18 protein-coding genes are annotated in these 19,725 nt (G+C 36.6%); 12 read left to right on the top strand and 6 right to left on the bottom strand.

Annotation, left to right across the window (positions count from 1 at the left end):
• From IKV95_RS06840 to IKV95_RS06830, 3 genes are all read right to left on the bottom strand, one after another.
• On the bottom strand, positions 1-270 hold a 270-nt coding region (locus IKV95_RS06840; RefSeq protein ID WP_287451552.1), incomplete at its 3' end, for a GNAT family N-acetyltransferase.
• A 114-nt stretch (positions 271-384) separates the two neighbouring features.
• Positions 385-825, bottom strand: a complete 441-nt coding sequence (locus IKV95_RS06835; RefSeq protein WP_029090933.1) for a carboxymuconolactone decarboxylase family protein — start codon at positions 823-825, stop codon at positions 385-387.
• A gap of 58 nt (positions 826-883) precedes the next feature.
• Positions 884-1,777, bottom strand: a complete 894-nt coding sequence (locus IKV95_RS06830; protein WP_036026942.1) for a DMT family transporter — start codon at positions 1,775-1,777, stop codon at positions 884-886.
• A gap of 124 nt (positions 1,778-1,901) precedes the next feature.
• Between IKV95_RS06830 and IKV95_RS06825 the strand changes: the two genes are divergently transcribed.
• From IKV95_RS06825 to IKV95_RS06800, 6 genes are all read left to right on the top strand, one after another.
• Positions 1,902-3,254 (top strand): aminotransferase-like domain-containing protein, encoded by a 1,353-nt coding sequence (locus tag IKV95_RS06825; RefSeq protein WP_353734607.1) that lies wholly within the window; start codon positions 1,902-1,904, stop codon positions 3,252-3,254.
• Positions 3,255-3,391: 137 nt separating this feature from the next.
• Positions 3,392-4,432, top strand: a complete 1,041-nt coding sequence (locus IKV95_RS06820; protein ID WP_069125896.1) for an aspartate-semialdehyde dehydrogenase — start codon at positions 3,392-3,394, stop codon at positions 4,430-4,432.
• Positions 4,433-4,462: 30 nt separating this feature from the next.
• On the top strand, positions 4,463-5,677 hold the full coding sequence (gene dapG, locus IKV95_RS06815) for an aspartate kinase (protein ID WP_069125898.1): 1,215 nt from the start codon (positions 4,463-4,465) through the stop codon (positions 5,675-5,677).
• A 35-nt stretch (positions 5,678-5,712) separates the two neighbouring features.
• Positions 5,713-6,597, top strand: coding sequence for a 4-hydroxy-tetrahydrodipicolinate synthase (gene dapA / locus IKV95_RS06810; protein WP_069136160.1), 885 nt, complete (start codon positions 5,713-5,715; stop codon positions 6,595-6,597).
• Positions 6,598-6,634: 37 nt separating this feature from the next.
• The gene (locus IKV95_RS06805) at positions 6,635-8,311 is read left to right on the top strand and encodes a ribonuclease J (RefSeq protein WP_069119482.1); all 1,677 of its coding nucleotides are present in this window, start codon (positions 6,635-6,637) and stop codon (positions 8,309-8,311) included.
• Positions 8,312-8,377: 66 nt separating this feature from the next.
• Positions 8,378-8,944: a DNA-3-methyladenine glycosylase I gene (locus tag IKV95_RS06800; protein ID WP_029090939.1), complete on the top strand. Its 567-nt coding sequence runs from the start codon at positions 8,378-8,380 to the stop codon at positions 8,942-8,944.
• Positions 8,945-9,126: 182 nt separating this feature from the next.
• On the opposite strand, the gene IKV95_RS06795 is transcribed toward IKV95_RS06800, so the two are convergent.
• On the bottom strand, positions 9,127-10,716 hold the full coding sequence (locus IKV95_RS06795; protein WP_029090940.1) for an ABC-F family ATP-binding cassette domain-containing protein: 1,590 nt from the start codon (positions 10,714-10,716) through the stop codon (positions 9,127-9,129).
• 229 nt (positions 10,717-10,945) lie between these two features.
• Here IKV95_RS06795 and IKV95_RS06790 point away from each other — a divergent pair, with 229 nt between their 5' ends.
• The 6 genes from IKV95_RS06790 (at position 10,946) to murB (ending at position 15,788) form a co-directional block, all read left to right on the top strand.
• Positions 10,946-11,674 carry an amino acid ABC transporter ATP-binding protein gene (locus IKV95_RS06790; protein ID WP_029090941.1) on the top strand — a complete coding sequence of 243 codons (729 nt, stop codon included), beginning with the start codon at positions 10,946-10,948 and terminating at the stop codon, positions 11,672-11,674.
• Between the two features lie 9 nt (positions 11,675-11,683).
• Positions 11,684-12,475 (top strand): glutamate ABC transporter substrate-binding protein, encoded by a 792-nt coding sequence (locus IKV95_RS06785; RefSeq protein ID WP_373453448.1) that lies wholly within the window; start codon positions 11,684-11,686, stop codon positions 12,473-12,475.
• Between the two features lie 15 nt (positions 12,476-12,490).
• A complete protein-coding gene (locus tag IKV95_RS06780) occupies positions 12,491-13,138 on the top strand; it encodes an amino acid ABC transporter permease (RefSeq protein ID WP_029090943.1) in 648 nt (215 codons plus the stop codon).
• Between the two features lie 12 nt (positions 13,139-13,150).
• The gene (locus IKV95_RS06775; protein WP_069119477.1) at positions 13,151-13,801 is read left to right on the top strand and encodes an amino acid ABC transporter permease; all 651 of its coding nucleotides are present in this window, start codon (positions 13,151-13,153) and stop codon (positions 13,799-13,801) included.
• Between the two features lie 130 nt (positions 13,802-13,931).
• Positions 13,932-14,759 (top strand): hypothetical protein, encoded by an 828-nt coding sequence (locus tag IKV95_RS06770; protein WP_069125901.1) that lies wholly within the window; start codon positions 13,932-13,934, stop codon positions 14,757-14,759.
• A 105-nt stretch (positions 14,760-14,864) separates the two neighbouring features.
• Positions 14,865-15,788: a UDP-N-acetylmuramate dehydrogenase gene (gene murB, locus IKV95_RS06765; RefSeq protein WP_069119475.1), complete on the top strand. Its 924-nt coding sequence runs from the start codon at positions 14,865-14,867 to the stop codon at positions 15,786-15,788.
• 671 nt (positions 15,789-16,459) lie between these two features.
• Here murB and ald read toward each other — a convergent pair.
• Both ald and IKV95_RS06755 read right to left on the bottom strand, forming a co-directional pair.
• Positions 16,460-17,575: an alanine dehydrogenase gene (ald, locus tag IKV95_RS06760; RefSeq protein WP_287451551.1), complete on the bottom strand. Its 1,116-nt coding sequence runs from the start codon at positions 17,573-17,575 to the stop codon at positions 16,460-16,462.
• A 2-nt stretch (positions 17,576-17,577) separates the two neighbouring features.
• Positions 17,578-18,957: an amino acid permease gene (locus IKV95_RS06755; protein ID WP_029090948.1), complete on the bottom strand. Its 1,380-nt coding sequence runs from the start codon at positions 18,955-18,957 to the stop codon at positions 17,578-17,580.
• Positions 18,958-19,725 lie beyond the last annotated feature (768 nt).

Below are 19,725 nucleotides of genomic sequence, written 5' to 3'. Positions count from 1 at the left end.
ATACCAAATATCGGCATATTCAGGTACACGTTCAAATTGAGCTTTGGCATACGAACAACTAGGAATAATTTGTTTACCTTCACGTCGTGCTTTAGCGACCGCAGCTTCAACTAGTTGTTGTGCTAAACCTTGTCCACGATAGGCTGGATTGACGTAAGTATGATCCAAAGCCCAAACGGAATCACTGACAGGGCTAAATGTTACTTCGGCTTTGAGTTCACCATTAGCCTCTTTTTCATATAAGCGCAAATCTTCTTCAATTAAATTCATTCGTTACACCTCCTCATCTACACTATAATTGTACCACCTCTAGTTAATTTTAGAAGTGAAGGGACTCCTGTCATTTGCTAATATAGTATGATGTCTTTATGAGCAGCAAAAAACTTACTCTACTTCGTTTGCCATTACGATTGAAATTCTATTCCATGTGTTGATTTGTGTTATTAAAAGAACCAAATCAGTAAAATCTTTTTCATCAAAAAAGGCACGTATTTCTTGGTAAAACACCTCTGAAATTTGATTGTCCGCAATGCGCGTTAACTTTTCAGCGAGCGCTAACGCTGCTTCTTCAGTTGCTGTAAACAATGATGTTTCACGCCAAGCAACGAGTACATTAAGACGTTGTTCAGTTTCGCCAATTTTACGGGCATCTTGTGTGTGCATGTTAAGGCAGAAGGCACAACCATTAATTTGCGAGACGCGAATTTTAACAAGCTCGCGCAATTTATTATCTAGGCCTGTTTTTTGTGTTAAATAACCCTCCATCGCAAATAAATTTTTCAATCCCGCAGGTGCTACTTTATCATAAGCAATTCTATTAGACATTTATTCTCATCCTTTCTAGTTGGTGTCACTTAGATACTGTTTTATAGTAATGATGCTTTTATTTTCGATTAGCAGAAAAAACACCAGCTAATATTATAACAGCACCGATAACATGATAATAATGCAGTTGTTCATTTAAAAATAACACACCGGCTACAACTGTAATAAGGGTCGCCAGATTATTAAATACAGCAGCTTTAGAGGCTTCAATATACTTTAAGCCATAGATTGATAAAAACGAGCTTGCTAATGATGAGAGCACCGCCAAAAATAAGAGTGCTACTACATATTCCCACTGTAACAAAGGGGCAAAAAAGTTTTGTAAGTTGTTTTCTTTAACATGTAATCCCACAGATAAACTGGTAAAGACAACCGCACCTAACATTAAAATAATATAAGTTAATGTAAAAGGGGAGTTGTTTGTATTGTGCATCGTTTTCCGGACAAGTACACCATAAAAAGCAAAGGATAACGCTGAAACTGTGATGAAAGCAAGTCCTTTAAAACTATAATTTCCGGATACAGAACTATTCATTAATGAGATATAGATCACGCCAGCGACAGATAGAACTATTCCACTTTTTTGTAGTAGGTTGGTTCGTTCTTTTAACATTATTCCCGCAATAATTAATGTGAAAACAGGAACTGTTGCTTGGATAATACCTGCTTCTGAGGAAGTTGTGTAAACAAGTCCATAAGCTTGAAAAGCGAAAAATAACACAGGATAAAAGAGCGCGAGTGGCGCATAACGTTTGATTGTTTTCAAATCTATTGTCAGACTGATTTTACCACTTGCTACAATCAAATTGGCAACTAAAAATGCCAAGAGGAAACGATGGGCTAGAACATCCATTGGTGAGGCATAATTTAACCCGATTTTGACAAATAAAAATGAAAAACCAATAATGAACGTTTGTGTGAGTAAAGCTAAGTAAGCTTTTTTGCGTTGCAAGGTAGCACCTCCTAAGTAAGTGGTCTTATTTGACCCTACACTGATTGTAGCTGTGTTGTTATTCGTGTACAATGGCATTATAAGGTAATTGTACCGGTACAGATAGTGGTGATAGGAGGCGTTTATTATTTATAAGTATCAACAGTTAGCAGAAGAATTACGACAAGCATTACAAGCTAATAAATGGCCAGTAGGTACAAAAATCCCTTCGATTCGTTCATTAAGTGAGACCTACAAACAACATCGCGGCACGGTTATTCAAGCGTTACAACAACTGGAAAAAGAACACTTGCTTTACGTTGTTCCTCGAAGTGGTTATTATGTGGTCAAAAAAGAACAACTGCCGATTACAATGACAAACCCTGCGATTCATTTTGAATCTGGCGGACCAGATTGGCATTATTTTCCATATAAAGATTTTCAACATTGTCTCAACCAAGCAATTACAACCTATCAAGAAGCATTGTTTATGTATGGCACACCAAACGGTTTACCTGATTTATTAAGAATGGCTCAAAAGCAACTCGCTACACAACAAGTTTTCACGAAAACCGCGAATATTTTTGTGACCTCAGGTGTTCAGCAAGCATTAGATATTTTATGCCAAATGCCGTTTCCGAATAATAAAAAAACGATTTTGATCGAGGAACCAGGTTATCATGCGATGATTCAACTACTTAAATTGAAACATATCCCTTTCAAAACAATCGCACGTACCACAGCGGGTATAGATTTTAATGCTCTAGAAAAGCTATTTAAAACGAACGATATTAAATTTTTTTATACGATGCCTCGTTTTCATAACCCGCTAGGCACTTCATATAATACAGCCGAAAAGCAAAGTTTAGTTGCGCTAGCAATCAAATATAATGTCTACCTGGTAGAGGATGATTATTTACAAGCGTTTGAAACAGATGCCAAAGCGGATCCTTTATATAGTTATGACCTTGCCGATCATGTTATTTACCTTAAAAGCTTTTCAAAAATAATTTTTCCTGGTTTGCGTATTGGTTGGTGTGTGATTCCAGAGCTTTTAATCACTACATTTAAAGCGTATAAAGCTCTAGCAGATATTGATAGTAGTATGCTTTCACAAGCAGCTTTTGCAATTTACATACAAAATGGGATGTATGCCCGCCATCAAAAACAATTACAAGCCATCTACATCAGACGTTCAAAAGTTCTTATAGCAGCTCTAAAAGAAAAAGACACAGAAGGGCACTTACAAATCTTTGAGACCAAAGCAATGAAAACGCATCTGCTTTTACCTGATGAAGTGCCAGTGAATTATTTGTATAAAAAATTGCTCCAACAAAATATCTATCTGATGAATCTCGAAAATAATTATATAACAACTAGCCCGCCAAGAAATTTACTCTGTTTAGATGTTACTAATGTTGCGGAAACAGAGATAGAAAAAGGCATTACAATCCTTACTCAAACAGTTAATGCTCTATTTAATGAGCGAAAACATTAATTTCCGACTAAAATCAGTAAAAAAATCTTCTTTATCTAAAAAAGAGCTGTCAAAAAGATGACATATCCCTTAAACACCAGTATAATAGGTGGTATTAAACAAATATTAAAATAAACTGCTAAAGGGGACTTATATAAATGACAAAAGTATATAGTGTAGCTGTCGTCGGCGCAACAGGCGCTGTTGGAGAACAAATCATCTTACAACTTGAGCAAAGTGACTTACCAATTGCAACAATCAAATTTTTATCTTCACCACGTTCGGCAGGTTCAACCCTTTCATTTAAAAATGAAGATGTTATCGTTGAAGAAGCAACGCCAGAAAGCTTCACAGATGTTGATATCGCCATTTTCAGTGCAGGTGGTTCTATTAGTGAAAAACTCGCACCAGAGGCAGTTAAACGTGGCGCTATCGTCATTGATAATACAAGCCATTTCCGTATGGCAGAAGACGTTCCATTAGTTGTACCAGAAGTTAACGAAGAAGCTTTACGCACTCATAACGGCATTATTGCCAACCCTAACTGTTCAACTATTCAAATGGTTGCAGCATTAGAACCTATCCGTAAAAAACATGGGCTTAAACGAGTGATTGTTTCTACCTATCAAGCCGTATCAGGTGCAGGGAATCTTGCGAATCAAGAACTGTTTGATCAAACACGAGCAGTACTTGACAATAAACCAGTAGAAGCTAATATTTTACCGGCTTCGGGTGATAAGAAACATTATCAAATTGCATTTAATGCCATTCCTCAAATCGATGTTTTCGGTGAAGATGACTACACGTATGAAGAGCATAAAATGATTAATGAAACTAAAAAAATCATGAGCGATGCAACATTAAAAGTAGCAGCAACATGTGTGCGTCTCCCAATTTCTCGCGGTCATTCAGAATCTGTTTACTTTGAAATTGATAACGACAACGTATCAGCTGCAGATATCAAAGAAATTCTTAGCACTGCCCCTGGCATTGTTCTAGAAGATGATCCAGCAACACAAACGTATCCACAAGCGTTGAACTGCGTTGATAAACGCGAAACATTTGTTGGTCGTGTGCGTCGTGATTTAGATGAACCTAAAGGCTTCCACATGTGGGTCGTTTCAGATAACTTACTAAAAGGAGCAGCATGGAACTCTGTTCAAATCGCAGAACGTCTTGTTGCATTAAATATTATCTAATCGGAATAAGTGATAAGGAGCAATGACAGAATGAAGCTAATTGTACAAAAATTTGGTGGTACCTCAGTCAAAACAGCTGAGTCACGCCAACTCGCAATCGGACATATAAATAATGCTCTTAAAAAAGGTTATCAATCAGTTGTGGTTGTTTCTGCAATTGGTCGTTCAGGTGATCCCTATGCGACGGATACCTTATTAGGGTTAGTGGATAGTCCACATACCGCTCTGTCATTACGTGAACAAGATATGCTTGTCTCTGTTGGTGAATTAATATCAGCGAATGTTTTTGCTGATATGTTAAACAAAGCTGGCATAAAGGCAGCAGCATTATCAGGTGGGCAAGCAGGCATTCTGACAGATGCAAACTATCAAAATGCTGATATATTAGCAGTCAATCCTAAACGAATTTTTCATGAACTTAATAACGGTGCTGATGTCGTTGTTGTTGCAGGTTTTCAAGGACATGCACCTAATGGTGACGTTACAACACTTGGCCGTGGCGGGAGCGACACATCTGCAGCAGCTTTAGGCGTTGCTGTGAAAGCTGAGTTTATTGATATCTTCACCGATGTTGAAGGGATTATGACGGCTGACCCACGCGTTGTGAAGAAAGCTATTCAGTTAGATAAAATTTCTTACACCGAAGTGATGCAAATGGCCACTGAAGGTGCTAAAGTAATACATCCACGAGCTGTGGAAACAGCAAACAAAGGGAAAGTACCAATGAGAGTGCGTTCAACTTACTCTCAGAATGAAGGAACGCTTATTACAGATATTTCGCCTGTTGAGCAAACAACTGCGCAACAGGATCGTGCACTTTTCTGTGGTGTGACGCATATTAATAATCTGTGTCAGTTTACTATTACAAAACCAGCACAATTAGATGAACATTCGCTTACTGCAATTTTAAAAGAAAATCGGGTCAATGCCTCATTTATTAGTACTAATGAGACACACCTGTTATTTAGTGTGCCCGATGTAAAACGTGAATTGATTGAAGATGTTCTAGTCAATAACGGAAATGTGGTCACAATAAGGGAAAAATGTGCTAAAATTACAGTTGTAGGTATTGAACATCGCCATATGAAGGATGTTTCGCAAACAATACTAACTGCGTTAGACAATGAGAACATTCAAATTTTACAAACTAAATCAAATGCAAACACTTTGTGGGTATTGGTGGATGAAGTAAATATGATACAAGCCGCTAACTCATTGCATGATATATTTAATCAAACCCTCTAATCAATAGAGGCATATGTTTTAAAGGAGGAACACACATGAAATTTGGGAAAGTCATGACCGCGATGGTTACACCGTTTGATGCTGAAGGAAAAATAACCGAGGCGCTCACAACTCAATTAGTTAATTATCTCATTGATAATGGTTCCGATGGTCTTATTGTTGCAGGCACAACAGGGGAGTCTCCAACGTTAAGTCACGATGAAAAACTTGATCTCTTCAGCTATGCAATTAAAGCAGCAGCTGGTCGTGTTCCTATTATCTTAGGGACAGGTTCAAACAATACAGCAGAATCAGTTAGTTTCACTAAAGAAGTTGCAAATTTAGGTGCGGACGGTGTGTTAGCTGTCGTTCCATATTATAACAAACCCAGCCAAGCAGGGATTTATGCACATTATAAAGCCATTGCAGCAGCAACCGATTTACCGGTGGTTGTTTATAATATACCAGGACGTTCCGCAGTTAAAATTGAGCTTGATACGCTGGTTGAATTAGCGAAAATACCAAATATCACTGCTGTTAAAGATTGTACAGCCGATTTTGCTATGCTTGCACAATTGCAAAGTAAAGTAGGCGATCAACTTGCCATTTATAGTGGTGAAGATGCGTTGACGTTACCGTTATATGCCGTTGGAGGTTCAGGCGTTATTTCTGTAAGTTCTCACGTTGTAGGGACAGAAATGCAAGCAATGCTTAATGCATTTGATGCTGGCGATGTTGCTCGCGCGCAACAATTACATCGCGATCTCATGCCTGTTATCGGTGCTTGTTTCTCAGTACCAAGTCCAGCTCCAGTGAAGTTCTGGTTGAATAAACAAGGGATTGAAACTGGCGAACCACGTTTGCCAATTATTGCTGTAACAGATGAAGAAGCAACAATAATCGAAAAAAGTATTACAGATTTTAAAGAAAAACAACATTAATTAAAAACTAAAAAACAAAACGAAAGGAGGGTATATTTTGACAATTAAACCAGTCGAAAACATCAAAATTTTATCTCTCGGTGGCGTAGCGGAATTAGGAAAAAACATGTATGTAGTAGAAGTAAACGATGATATTTTTATCCTAGATGCCGGATTACGTTTCCCAGAAGATGAATTGCTCGGTATTGATGTCGTTATACCTGATATTAAATATTTAGAAGAAAACCAAGATCGTATTAAAGCTGTATTCTTATCTCACGGACATGAGGATGCAATCGGAGCGTTACCTTACCTCCTCAAGAAAATCAACAACATCCCAGTTTATGGGACAGAATTAACAGTTGCCCTTGCTCGTGCAGCAATTAAAGAGCACAAAGACTTGAAATACAACCGTTTCCATGTGGTACATGCGCGTTCTCGTCTATCATTTGAACAAATCAATGTATCTTTCTTTGCGACAACACACTCTATTCCAGATTCAATAGGAACTGTATTACATACAGCAGATGGTGCGATTGTTTATACTGGTGATTTCAAATTTGATCAATCTTCATTACCTGGCTACCAAACGGATTTAGGTCAAATTGCTAAAATCGGTGAAAAAGGTGTGTTAGCGTTGCTTTCAGACAGTTCTGAAGCAGAACACCCTGGATACACTTCAAGTGACTCTGTCGCTGCTCAAGAGATGCTTAAAGGCTTCAAGAAAGCATCTGGACGTATTATAGTGGCTGTTGTTGCTTCTAACGTTAGTCGCTTACAACAAGTGTTTGATGCAGCTAGTGCAACAAACCGTCGCGTTGCCATTCTTGGTAAAGAATTAGAACGTGTTATTACAGTTTCTGCTAAACTAGAGAAATTAGTAATTGATAATGAAGAAAGAATTGTGCCCTTGAAAGATATTGAAGATGTCGCTGATGATAACCTTGTTATTATTGAAAGTGGCCATCTTGGAGAGCCTATTTTACAATTGAACAAAATGGCTAAACAAACACACCGTTTAGTGAATGTACGCCCTGGCGATACTGTTTTCATCGGTGCGACAAACAATCCAGCAACGGAAACTTTATTGGCTAAAACAGTCGATTTAATCTACCGTAACGATGCTGCTGTTTCAACATTCTCAAAAGATATCTTTATCTCTGGACACGCAAGTCAAGAAGAGCTGAAGATGATGATGAATCTCTTGAAACCAAAATATTTTGTTCCGATTCATGGTGAGTACCGTATGTTAATTGAGCATACAAAAGTAGCACGCTCAATCGGTTTTACAAATGAACAAATCTTTATCATTAACAAAGGTGATATTCTAGAATACAAAGAAGGCCGCTTTGCAATGGGAAGCCGCGTATTCTCTGGTAACACATTAATTGATGGTTTGGGTGTTGGTGATGTTGGTAATATCGTCTTACGCGATCGTAAATTATTATCAGAAGATGGTATTTTCATCGTTGTTGTTACAATTAGCCGCCGTCAAAAACGCATTATCTCAGGACCTGAAATGATGTCACGTGGCTTCATTTACATGCGTGAATCAGAAGCACTAATTGAATCAGCTACAAAAATGGCTGAAAAAATTGTGTTAGAAACGCTTGAAGATAAAAACTTCGAATGGGCTAATCTTAAACAAGCGATTCGTGATAAATTAAACCGTTACTTATTTGAACAAACACGTCGACGTCCAATGATTTTACCAGTCATTATGGAAGTTAACTAAAACCTCAAATACCACTCATTTTTGAGTGGTATTTTTTAGTAAAAAGAGAAAAGGGGCGAGCAAACGATGACTATTTGTGATTGGGCTACAAAATACGAAGAAGAACGAATCTACCATAATGAAGAGTGGGGGAGATTTACAACTAAAAGTAATGATCTTTACTTTGAATTCTTAATATTAGAAGGAGCACAAGCAGGTCTCTCATGGCGTACTATTTTAAATAAACGGGAAGGCTATCGTACGGTGTTTCATCATTTCGATATTGAACGTTGCGCAGAATTAAGTGATGAAGAACTTGAAGCAGCACGTTTGAATACAATGATTGTTCGCAATAAATTGAAAATTGCCAGCGTCCGTAAAAATGCAGTCGCTTTTAAGAAAATCATCATTGAATTTGGCTCGATTGAAAACTATTTACGTACGTTTTTTACAGAAGTACCGATGATTAATCATTGGGAAACAATCAACGACGTACCAAGTGAAAGTAAAGAATCTATCGCTTTAAGTAAGGATTTGAAGAAAAGAGGTTGCTCCTTTATTGGGCCCACAATTATGTATGCCTTTTTACAAGCAACAGGTTTTATCGATGATCATATCGTAAGTTGTGATTTTCATACAAATAATAGAATTTAAACAAAAACAATCCCTAGAATGAATAATCTAGGGATTGTTTTTTACATTTAATTAGTTATAGAAGCAACTTAAATGATGCGCTATAACAACTGATTGAATCGACATGTTAAATTTAAATAGTGTGCTGATAGAGCCACGCTAATCGTAAGCAACTCACATAAAGAGTGGCTATCAGCAGTTTATTATTTTTGAGTTTCTAAATACTCATCATAAGATTGTTTTTTATTGTAGAATGAGCCTGGTGTTACATCAATTACGCGGTTAGCGAGTGATTGTGTAAACTGGTGATCGTGACAGATAAAGAGCATAACGCCTTTAAAGTCTAACAAACCATCGTTTAAGGCTGTGATTGATTCTAAGTCCAAGTGGTTAGTTGGTTCATCAAGAATCAACGTGTTACCACCTGATAACATCATACGGCTTAACATACAACGTACTTTTTCGCCCCCTGATAAGACGCGTACTTTTTTAAGTACTTCGTCTCCTGAGAAGAGCATACGTCCTAAGAATCCACGCAAGAATGATTCAGCATCTTCTGTTGGCGAATATTGACGTAACCAATCAACAAGGTTTAAATTAGAACCTTCGAAGAATTCAGTGTTGTCTTTAGGGAAGTATGTTTGCGAGGTTGTAACGCCCCATTTGAATGTGCCTTCATCTGGTTCCATATCTCCTGCTAAAATAGCAAGAAGGGCAGAAGATGAAGAGTCATTGCCAACGAAAGCAACTTTATCATCACGATCAAGTGTAAAGGAAACGTTATCCAATACTTTCACACCATCGATTGTTTTGCTAAGGCCAGAAACTTGTAAAATATCATTTCCAACTTCACGATCTGATTGGAAACGGATAAATGGATAGCGACGTGATGATGGTTGAATATCATCGAGTGTAATTTTATCCAATGTTTTTTTACGTGATGTTGCTTGTTTAGATTTAGAAGCGTTGGCAGAGAATCGCGCAACAAAGGCTTCTAATTCTTTGATTTTTTCTTCTTTTTTCTTGTTACCATCTTGTAGCATACGTTGTGCTAACTGGCTTGATTCATACCAGAAGTCATAGTTACCAACAAACAATTTGATTTTGTTGTAATCTAGATCCGCAATATGCGTACATACCTGGTTAAGGAAGTGACGGTCATGGGAAATCGCGATAACAGTGTTTTCAAAGTTTGCTAAGAAATCTTCTAACCACATAATTGCTTTTAAGTCCAAGTGGTTAGTAGGCTCATCTAATAGTAAGATATCAGGCTTACCAAAGAGTGCTTGAGCAAGTAAAACTTTTACTTTCCCACCACCATCAAGTTCTTTCATCAATTTATCGTGATCACTTGGACCAATTCCAAGTCCTTTTAATAGAATAGCTGCATCTGATTCAGATTCCCAACCACCCATTTCGCCGAATTCACCTTCTAATTCTGCTGCACGTAATCCGTCAGCATCACTAAAATCTTCCTTCATATAAATGGCATTTTTTTCTTCCATAATTGCATATAGTTGTTGATGTCCCATAATTACAACATCAAGTACACGATGCTCTTCAAATTCAAAGTGATCTTGTTTTAAAACGGCAAGACGTTCACCTGGAGTGATGTGAATGTCACCAGTTTGTGCTTCAATTTCACCTGAAAGAATTTTTAAAAATGTTGATTTACCCGCACCATTCGCGCCAATTAAACCGTAGCAGTTACCGGGAGTGAATTTCATTGTGATATCTTCAAATAGCTTTTTGTCAGAAAAACGTAGTCCGACATTACTTACTGTGATTGTCATTTAGTTAAATACCCTCTTTCAATATCGTTTTTATTCCATAAGCTCTATTATATCAATAATTCCGCTTAAAATCAACGTTGTAAAATGCACTTATGGCGACAGGTTATAATCTATACTTATGTATAATTGTTTTTACGTTAAGATGAACTATTGACAAACCTAGCGGCTGGGCATAAAATAAAGGCTTATTCTATTAATTTTAAATATATAGAGTCAAGGGGGATGCAGAATGATTGAATTTAAAAATGTCGATAAGTATTATGGCACATATCATGCTTTACGAAATATCAATTTAGAAATCAAAAAAGGTGAGGTTGTCGTTGTTATCGGCCCATCTGGTTCTGGTAAAAGTACAATGTTGCGTACTATTAATGGTCTAGAAGAAATTAGTTCTGGTCATTTACTTGTAAATGATTATGACTTAAATGATAAAGGCACTAATATTAATATCGTGCGTAAAAATGTCGGAATGGTCTTCCAGCATTTTAATCTTTATCCTCATAAAACTGTTTTAGAAAATATTACATTAGCTCCAATGAAAGTATTGAAAAAAACACCTGCTGAAGCTAAGAAAACTGGTTTAGCACTATTAAACAAGGTTGGACTCGCTGAAAAAGCAGATGTTTACCCAGCAAGCCTTTCTGGTGGGCAACAACAACGTGTAGCAATTGCTCGTGGTTTAGCAATGGAACCAGAAGTGATTCTGTTTGATGAACCAACATCAGCACTAGATCCTGAAATGATTGGTGAAGTATTAGATGTTATGAAGAGCCTTGCACAAGATGGGATGACAATGGTTGTGGTCACTCATGAAATGGGATTTGCTCGCGAAGTGGCGGATCGTGTTATTTTTATGGATCAAGGAACAATTTTAGAAGATCGTGAAGCCGTAGCTTTTTATGATGGTCCTAACGAAGAACGTGCGCGTCAATTCTTGAGTAAAATTATAAATCACTAATAGAGGGGGATGACGATGAAAAAGAAATTAATTTTTATCCTTATGACTTTGTCTCTCTTCTTAGTAGGTTGCGGTAAGCAAGTAGCAGATCAAAGCATTAGCGAACGTATTCAAACTAAGCCAACCATTACGTGGGGTGTAAAAACAGATACGCGTTTGTTTGGTTTAACAAATATTGCAACGGGTGAAATTGAAGGATTTGATATTGATATTGCCAAAGCACTTACTAAAGAAATTGGTGGTAAAGATGCAAAGGCTGTGTTTGTCGAAGTAACTTCAAAAACACGTATTCCACTATTGAAAAATGGTAATATCGATGCCATTATTGCAACGATGTCAATTACGGATGAACGTAAACAAGTCGTGGATTTTTCAGATGTTTATTTTGATGGAGGGCAATCGCTCTTAGTTAAAAAAGGCAGTAAAATTCGCTCGATTAAAGATTTGGATGCGGATACAACTGTTTTAGCAGTTAAAGGATCGACTTCAGCAATCAACATCCGTAAATCAGCTCCTGATGCCAAAATCCTTGAATTAGAAAATTACTCTGAAGCCTTCACTGCCTTGAAATCAAACCAAGGGGATGTTATGACTACTGATAGCGGCATTTTATATGGTATGGTCGCTCAAGATAAAAACTATGCTGTCGTTGGTGGTAATTTCACTGATGAACCTTATGGTATTGCAGTCAATAAAGGCCAAAAAGATTTTGTGAAAGAGTTAAATGTTGCTTTAAAAACAATAAAAGAAAATGGCACTTATCAAAAATTATATGATAAGTGGATTCCTAAAAATGACTAGCGAAAGGGGTATGACATGTTTTCAATTTTAACGACAAACTATGAAGCCTTGCTTAGTGGTTTTAAATATACTATCTTTTCCAGTATTTTAGCACTTGTCTTCAGTTTAATTATTGGTGTTGTAATGGCTATTTTGCAAATTTCTCATAACAAACCTGCTAGAGTTTTAGCTTCTATTTATGTGGAATTTTTCCGAAATATACCATTACTTGTTATTGTAATGTTTTTTTATGTGGTAATTCCAATGTATTTCTTTAATATCAACGGTTTCACAGCTGGTACTATTGGGTTGACATTGTATACGTCTGCTTTTATTGCTGAAACAGTACGTGCCGGTATTTTATCTGTTCCAAAAGGACAAATGGAAGCTGGTCGTTCAACCGGGCTGACTTATACAGAAACAATGAAATCAATTGTGTTGCCTCAGGCAATGAAAATTGTCGTACCACCACTAGGCAATCAGTTCATCAACTTGGTAAAAAACTCATCCATTCTTGCGATGGTTGCTGGTTTAGACTTAATGTATCAAGGTGATTTAATTTCATCTGTTAACTTTAATGTCTTTGAAACCTATATCGTTGTGGCTTGTTTTTACTTAGTGTTAACTTTACCGCTCAGCTACTTTATGAATTATTTAGAAAAACGCTGGTCAATCAGCGATTAAGGAGGAGATCAGATGGATTTTATTGGCGCTTACAGTTGGATTAATATTCGCTTTTTACTTGAAGGTCTATGGCTGACTATTTTAGTTGCAGCGATTTCAATCGTTTTTAGTTTTGTTATCGGTGGTATCATTGGTGTCATTCGTTACATGAAGATTCCCTATCTCTCTAAAATCGTTGGGGTTATCACTGATATTGTTCGTAATTTACCTTTGCTATTGATTATCTTTTTCACATACTTTGCGTTGCCAAAAATCGGTTTACGTTTAGATATTTTTTGGTCAGTTGTTGCAGCTATGACAGTGTTTGAATCGGCGATGTTATCCGAAATTATCCGTGGCGGTTTGAAAGCTGTACCAAAAGGTCAGATGGAAGCCGCACGTTCAACTGGTTTAACCTATATGCAGGCTTTAATGAGTATTGTGATGCCTCAAGCTTTGAAAAAAATGATTCCACCTATCGTGAGTCAGTTTATTTCACTTATTAAGGATACATCACTTGCCGTCGTTATTGCTTTACCAGAAGTAACTCACAATGCAAAAATAATATATGGACAGGATACTGCTTTTGTTATCCCTATGTTCGTAGCAATGGCTGCTTTATATTTTATCGTTTGTTATGTGCTCTCAATTATTTCAAAACGCCTAGAAATTCGACTAGGATAAATAAACATCTGTTAATTATTTTTAGCAAGGCCCAGTAAAAAAAGGGGTGCTGTTGCTTAAATAACTGACAGATGTCTTTTTTTGCATTATAATAGAGTTGTACCATAATTATCTGAATAGGGTGATGAAAATGACGGAAAAAACCTATAAAAATTTAAAACGTCGACTTGAAATTGAAAAAACAATGCCGTATCGTTTTAGTATCGAAGGTACAACCTACGAGCTAATTAAGTACGAAAAAATGGGTAAAACAACTGGCTACGTAATTGTAAATGAATCTGGTGAGGCTGTATCTAGAGAAGTCGCACAAATTGTCTTAAAACAAGCATTCCATTTGCACCAACTTACCCAGTATAGTATCCACCGTAACAAATCATTAGGTTCACATGATAGTGAAATTGCTGTACGCATCCAAAGCGAATTAGCAACCATTCGACCTGAAGAATTTTCATATTCAATTCAGGAAGATGCTGTGTCAACTTTAGCTGCATTACAAATATTTGTCGAAAAACAACTCTGTCTGGATGTACACCTTAAAGACTTCTTTTTAATTCTTGACAAGGTGACCGATCAAAAAGGTGTTTCTGAATCAGATTGGAACTACCTCACTGATACTGCCATCACAATTGGTCAAGCAGCCTATGAACAAATCCAAACGCTTATTGACTCACAAGAAAGTATTGCAGAAGTAAGAGGATGGATTTCTCGTAAAATGAAACAATTTACAAAAACGGAAGCAAAATATATGAGCCGTTTTTCAATGTTGTTATCTGAACTGAATGCGAAATTTGTATTTACGAAGGTTATTGCTACTGCTGATTATTTAACTAAGGACATCACGGTTGATGAAACATTACCAATCAAAGAACGTCTCGTTGATTTCAACAAACAATACCGTAAAAAATTGGAAAATGAGCCAACACTAACTAAAGAAACATTAGCATTATTACGAAATTAATAATTATCAGGAGACGTTTAACCAGAATCTGGTTTAAAACGTCTTTTTTTATGGTACACTATTGTAATGTAACACTAATTATTTGGATAAAGGCAGGCGTAAATTATGATTAACAAAATAGCAACAGAACTACAAGACTTAAGCCATTCACTTCTCGTTAAAACAAATGAACCTTTGAATAAATACACCTATACAAAAACGGGTGGACCTGCAGATGTTTTTGCTGTTCCACAGACGATAGAAGAAGCACAAATCGTCGTGACTTATGCTTATAAAAACGATATCCCTCTAATGGTTTTAGGTAATGGATCTAATCTAATCATTCGTGACGGTGGTATCCGCGGCATTGTGTTATACCTTATGAATCTGACAGAAATAACTTATAAAAACAATACGCTCACAGCTCAAACAGGAGCCGCTATCATCGATGTATCACGTGAAGCGCATAAATTAAGCTTAGCAGGATTAGAGTTTGCTTGTGGAATCCCTGGAAGCGTTGGTGGTGCTCTACACATGAATGCTGGTGCCTACGGTGGCGAAACCAAAGACGTATTAAACCGCGCGCTCGTTTTAACAGCAAGTGGCGAACTAATTGAATTGGATCGTCAAACACTAGAAGAAGGGGCGTCGTATCGCCATAGTATTATCGCTGATAAAAACTATATTGTCCTAGAGGCTGATTTTTTATTAACACCTGATGCTGAAGAAACGATTGCTGCTAAAATGGCGAATTTTACCGAGCAACGCGAATCACGTCAACCCTTAGAATACCCTTCATGCGGTAGTGTTTTCAAGCGACCAGAAGGACGTTTTGTTGGTCCGATGATTCAAGAAGCAGGGTTACAAGGTCATACTATTGGTGGCGTTCAAGTCTCATTAAAACATGCCGGTTTTATGGTGAATATCAACCAAGGAACTGCCACAGATTATATTGATTTGATAGCGCACGTTCAAAAAGTAATTCATCAAAATTATAATGTAAAACTTGAACCAGAAGTGAAAATATTAGGGGAAGAAGTAGAAGTCTGACCCTTATTATTTGACAAATTTAGAAATTACTATATTAAAACAACGTGAAATATGTTATTGTAATAGTGTAGAACTATTAAATAGGATAAATTAATCACGTTGGGAGATAATTAAAATGACATTGATTAGTAGTATTACTGTTTTAGTAGTCGCGATGGCAGTCGTCATTTATTGGATTATGCCCTCTGAAAACTAAAATTATTTAAATTATGCAACCACATAAAAGCTAGGGCGACAACCTAACTCTTATGTGGTTTTTTGATGGAAACAATAAGAACCTTTCACTCTGTCTCGAATAAACTATATCATCCAAGGTAATGGTGCATTTTCACTGATGCCTATTTTTTTACAAAAAAACAGCCACACAAAGTGTGACTGAATTGATGATAATATCCTTATAAGACGCTAACAAAGGGGTAGTAAACTATGTTATTAATAAATGAACGATACTCTAAGTAGTTAATATAAGGATGGTACTCAATTCCCTATGGATTGGTACTCGCTGTCGCTCCGTCCCATAATGTCTTTGTAAGCTCATTTCTTCGCAACAAGGTCATCACCCATACTAATCTCGTAAGCTCATAAATTCGCTACGATTTTAACAAAAGGATTGGTACTCGCTGTCGCTCCGTCCCATACTAATCTCGTACGCTCATGAATTCGCTACGATATTAGTAAAGTTGTGTTCCTGCTTCAACAAAAGGTAGTAGGTGGGCATCTGCTACGGCTTTATAAGTAACATTACCGTTAATTGTATTAATACCTGCTAAAACATCACTGTTTGTTTCGCATAATTCTGCTAATCCTTGATTCGCAATACGTAATGCATAAGGAATTGTTACGTTTGTCAACGCATATGTTGCAGTTTGAGCTACAGCTCCTGGCATATTAGCCACTGCATAATGCACAACACCATGTTTAATATAAATCGGATCATCATGTGTTGTGATATGATCTGAGGTTTCAAAAATACCACCTTGATCAATCGCAATATCAACCAGGACTGAACCTGGTGACATTTGTTTCACCATTTCTTCTGATACAAGTTTTGGTGCTTTTGATCCAGGTATTAACACGGCCCCAATAACTAAATCAGCTTTTGCAACAGCTTCTTCAATGTGATAAGAATCCGAAATCAAAGTTGAAAGTGAATTGCCAAATTGTTCATCAATTTGTGCAAGGCGGGCTGCACTAATATCGAGGATTGTAACATTCGCTCCCATACCAACAGCAATACGTGCTGCGTTTGTACCCGCAGAACCACCACCGATGATAACAACATTCCCACGTCTCACTCCTGGAACACCTGATAGTAGAATACCTTTACCTGAATGAGTATTTTCAAGGAACTGTGCACCAATTTGGATTGACATACGTCCAGCAATTTCACTCATAGGAACAAGTAGCGGTAACGAACCATTTTCTAATTGAATTGTTTCATAAGCAACAGCTGTCACACCTTTTTCAATAAGAGCACGCGTTAAATTACGTTCAGCTGCCAGGTGAAGGTAGGTAAAGAGCAGCAAACCTTCATAAAAGTATTGATACTCTGACTCAAGGGGTTCTTTCACTTTAATTACCATTTCAGCTGACCAAACTTCAGCCGCTGTGTCAACCACTGTTGCACCAGCTAAACGATACTGCTCATCAGTGATATGTGAACCGATTCCAGCTGCTTTTTCAATCACCACATCATGGCCACTTTTTACAAAACTTTTTACGCCTGCTGGTGTAATACCGACACGATTTTCATTGTTTTTAATTTCTTTTGGAATACCAATTTTCATTTTTAATTCTCACCCTTCTTTAGCTCATTTTTGTTAAAGACTCTATAAATAACAAACAGCAGTAGGAACCATACAGCACCACAAATCAGCGATATACGTGTATCAGGTGCAATGGCTAGCATTACTAGCACGCCTGCAAAGAAAATTAACATAAAGGCAGGCATAAATGATGCACCAGGCATTTTGAAGATGCTTTTAGCTGCTAATTCTTTATTAGACTTACGGTAACGGACGAACGAGATAACGATCATTGACCAGATAAAGATGAATAACAATGATGAAATACTTGTTACAATCGTAAAAACTGTGATTGCATTTTTAATAAAGTAGTTTAATAACACTCCAATTAATAAAACGGCACTTGAGAAGTAAAGACTCGCACCAGGAATGTTGCGGCTGTTTAACTTGCGGAAAATTTTGGGTGCACGTTTATGATTAGCTAAACCATATAACATCCGACTTGTTGAGAATATCCCTGAATTACAAGACGATGCAGCTGCTGTTAACACAACAAAGTTGATGATTGCAACGGCCGCTGGAATACCTGCATAAAGAAAGAGGGTAACAAAAGGACTTTTTTCTGGATCAATTTGATTCCAAGGAATAATAGACATAATAACAAATAATGAACCCACATAAAACAACACAATACGTAAAGGTATTTGATTAATTGCTTTTGGAATAGTTTTTTCTGGGTCTTTTGTTTCTGCTGCTGTTACTCCGATTAATTCAACCCCAACAAACGAGAAAACTGCCATCTGAAAGGCGAGGAGGAAGCCAGAAATTCCAGTAGGGAAGAACCCACCATGTTGCCAAAGATTTGAAATTGATGCTGTTGCTGTAGGTGTTGATTGGAATTTGTTGAAAATAAGCACAAAACCAACAATAATTAGTCCTAATATTGTGACAATTTTTATTATTGCGAACCAAAACTCAATTTCTCCAAATGCTTTAACGGTTAACGAATTAAGTAATACCAAAAAGACTACACAGAACAAAGCGGAAATCCAGTTGGGAAAATCAGGAAACCAAAAACCAACATAGGTTGCGACAGCTGTTATTTCTGCCATACCTGTCACAATCCAACATAACCAATATGTCCAACCAACAAAAAATCCTGCCCATGGACCGATATATTCATTCGCAATATCTGCAAAAGAACCAAATTCTGTGTTGGAAAGTAGTAATTCACCTAATGCTCGCATCATGAAAAAAACAACGATACCAACAATTAAATAAACAAGTAGAAGAGAAGGCCCGGCGAGATGAATTGTTTTTCCAGCCCCTAAAAAGAGACCTGTACCAATTGCACCTCCAATTGCGATTAACTGCACATGACGGTTACTCAAATTTCGTTCAAGTTTTTGTTCGGGCTCACTCATAAAATCCACTCCTTCATAGGTTTGTTATTAAATAGCTATTTACTGATATAACTCCAACTCCATAGTATATGATAATGGTTAAATAATCAATACCAACTATCTATTTACTACAAAATAATGCTATTTTTTATAAGATAGCATTTAAGCATATCCATCTATGGAGTAAATTAATACCGTTTAAAATATATGCATTGTTCAGATGTATTTTCAAAGATGTTATAAGCATTTGAAATTGGCATACATAAGCTTTTGTGATAAAAATGGTCTGTTGGACTTATAATCAATAAAAGCGCACACAAAGCTTCTGAGACTGACATTATTATAATAACAACACAAACGTAAAGTTATCGTTGTCACACAGTTATACAACATCAATAAAATATGTTTATCCTGTATTTATCTCATCATTTGAATAAGCAGTCTCATATGACAGTTATGCTATATTTAAGTACATTTAAAGCTTTTACATCTAATCAGTTAAAATGTTTTAGCGGATTAATTTGCTTAGATAAAAAATATCTATTATGGATCACAATTTTCAATTTAACAACAGACATCAGTATTAGATTTACTGTGATAGCTGTTAAGTTAAGTAACGCATAAAATATCCTGCAATAATCAGAAAAACAGTGAGTTAAAACTCGCTTAGAAAGTTTGGTGCAAAAAGTCATGAAGAGAGGCTGAAAATGATATATTAACATAATAAACAAAAGATAAAACTTAAATATTAATTCTAGTTTACATAATATATATTATCGGAAGTTGTAT

The organism is Brochothrix sp. (assembly GCF_017549435.1).
Taxonomy (GTDB): domain Bacteria; phylum Bacillota; class Bacilli; order Lactobacillales; family Listeriaceae; genus Brochothrix; species Brochothrix thermosphacta.
The sequence above is the reverse complement of the archived record's forward strand: the minus strand, read 5'-3'. Positions and strand labels throughout refer to the sequence as shown.

Excerpts from the sequence above, each read along its gene's own strand:
- IKV95_RS06835 (WP_029090933.1), bottom strand. The coding sequence starts at position 825 with ATGTCTAATAGAATTGCTTATGATAAAGTAGCACCTGCGGGATTGAAA.
- IKV95_RS06820 (WP_069125896.1), top strand. The coding sequence starts at position 3,392 with ATGACAAAAGTATATAGTGTAGCTGTCGTCGGCGCAACAGGCGCTGTT.
- dapG (WP_069125898.1), top strand. The coding sequence starts at position 4,463 with ATGAAGCTAATTGTACAAAAATTTGGTGGTACCTCAGTCAAAACAGCT.
- dapA (WP_069136160.1), top strand. The coding sequence starts at position 5,713 with ATGAAATTTGGGAAAGTCATGACCGCGATGGTTACACCGTTTGATGCT.
- IKV95_RS06800 (WP_029090939.1), top strand. The coding sequence starts at position 8,378 with ATGACTATTTGTGATTGGGCTACAAAATACGAAGAAGAACGAATCTAC.
- IKV95_RS06795 (WP_029090940.1), bottom strand. The coding sequence starts at position 10,716 with ATGACAATCACAGTAAGTAATGTCGGACTACGTTTTTCTGACAAAAAG.
- IKV95_RS06790 (WP_029090941.1), top strand. The coding sequence starts at position 10,946 with ATGATTGAATTTAAAAATGTCGATAAGTATTATGGCACATATCATGCT.
- IKV95_RS06785 (WP_373453448.1), top strand. The coding sequence starts at position 11,684 with ATGACGATGAAAAAGAAATTAATTTTTATCCTTATGACTTTGTCTCTC.
- IKV95_RS06780 (WP_029090943.1), top strand. The coding sequence starts at position 12,491 with ATGTTTTCAATTTTAACGACAAACTATGAAGCCTTGCTTAGTGGTTTT.
- IKV95_RS06775 (WP_069119477.1), top strand. The coding sequence starts at position 13,151 with ATGGATTTTATTGGCGCTTACAGTTGGATTAATATTCGCTTTTTACTT.
- IKV95_RS06770 (WP_069125901.1), top strand. The coding sequence starts at position 13,932 with ATGACGGAAAAAACCTATAAAAATTTAAAACGTCGACTTGAAATTGAA.
- murB (WP_069119475.1), top strand. The coding sequence starts at position 14,865 with ATGATTAACAAAATAGCAACAGAACTACAAGACTTAAGCCATTCACTT.
- ald (WP_287451551.1), bottom strand. The coding sequence starts at position 17,575 with ATGAAAATTGGTATTCCAAAAGAAATTAAAAACAATGAAAATCGTGTC.
- IKV95_RS06755 (WP_029090948.1), bottom strand. The coding sequence starts at position 18,957 with ATGAGTGAGCCCGAACAAAAACTTGAACGAAATTTGAGTAACCGTCAT.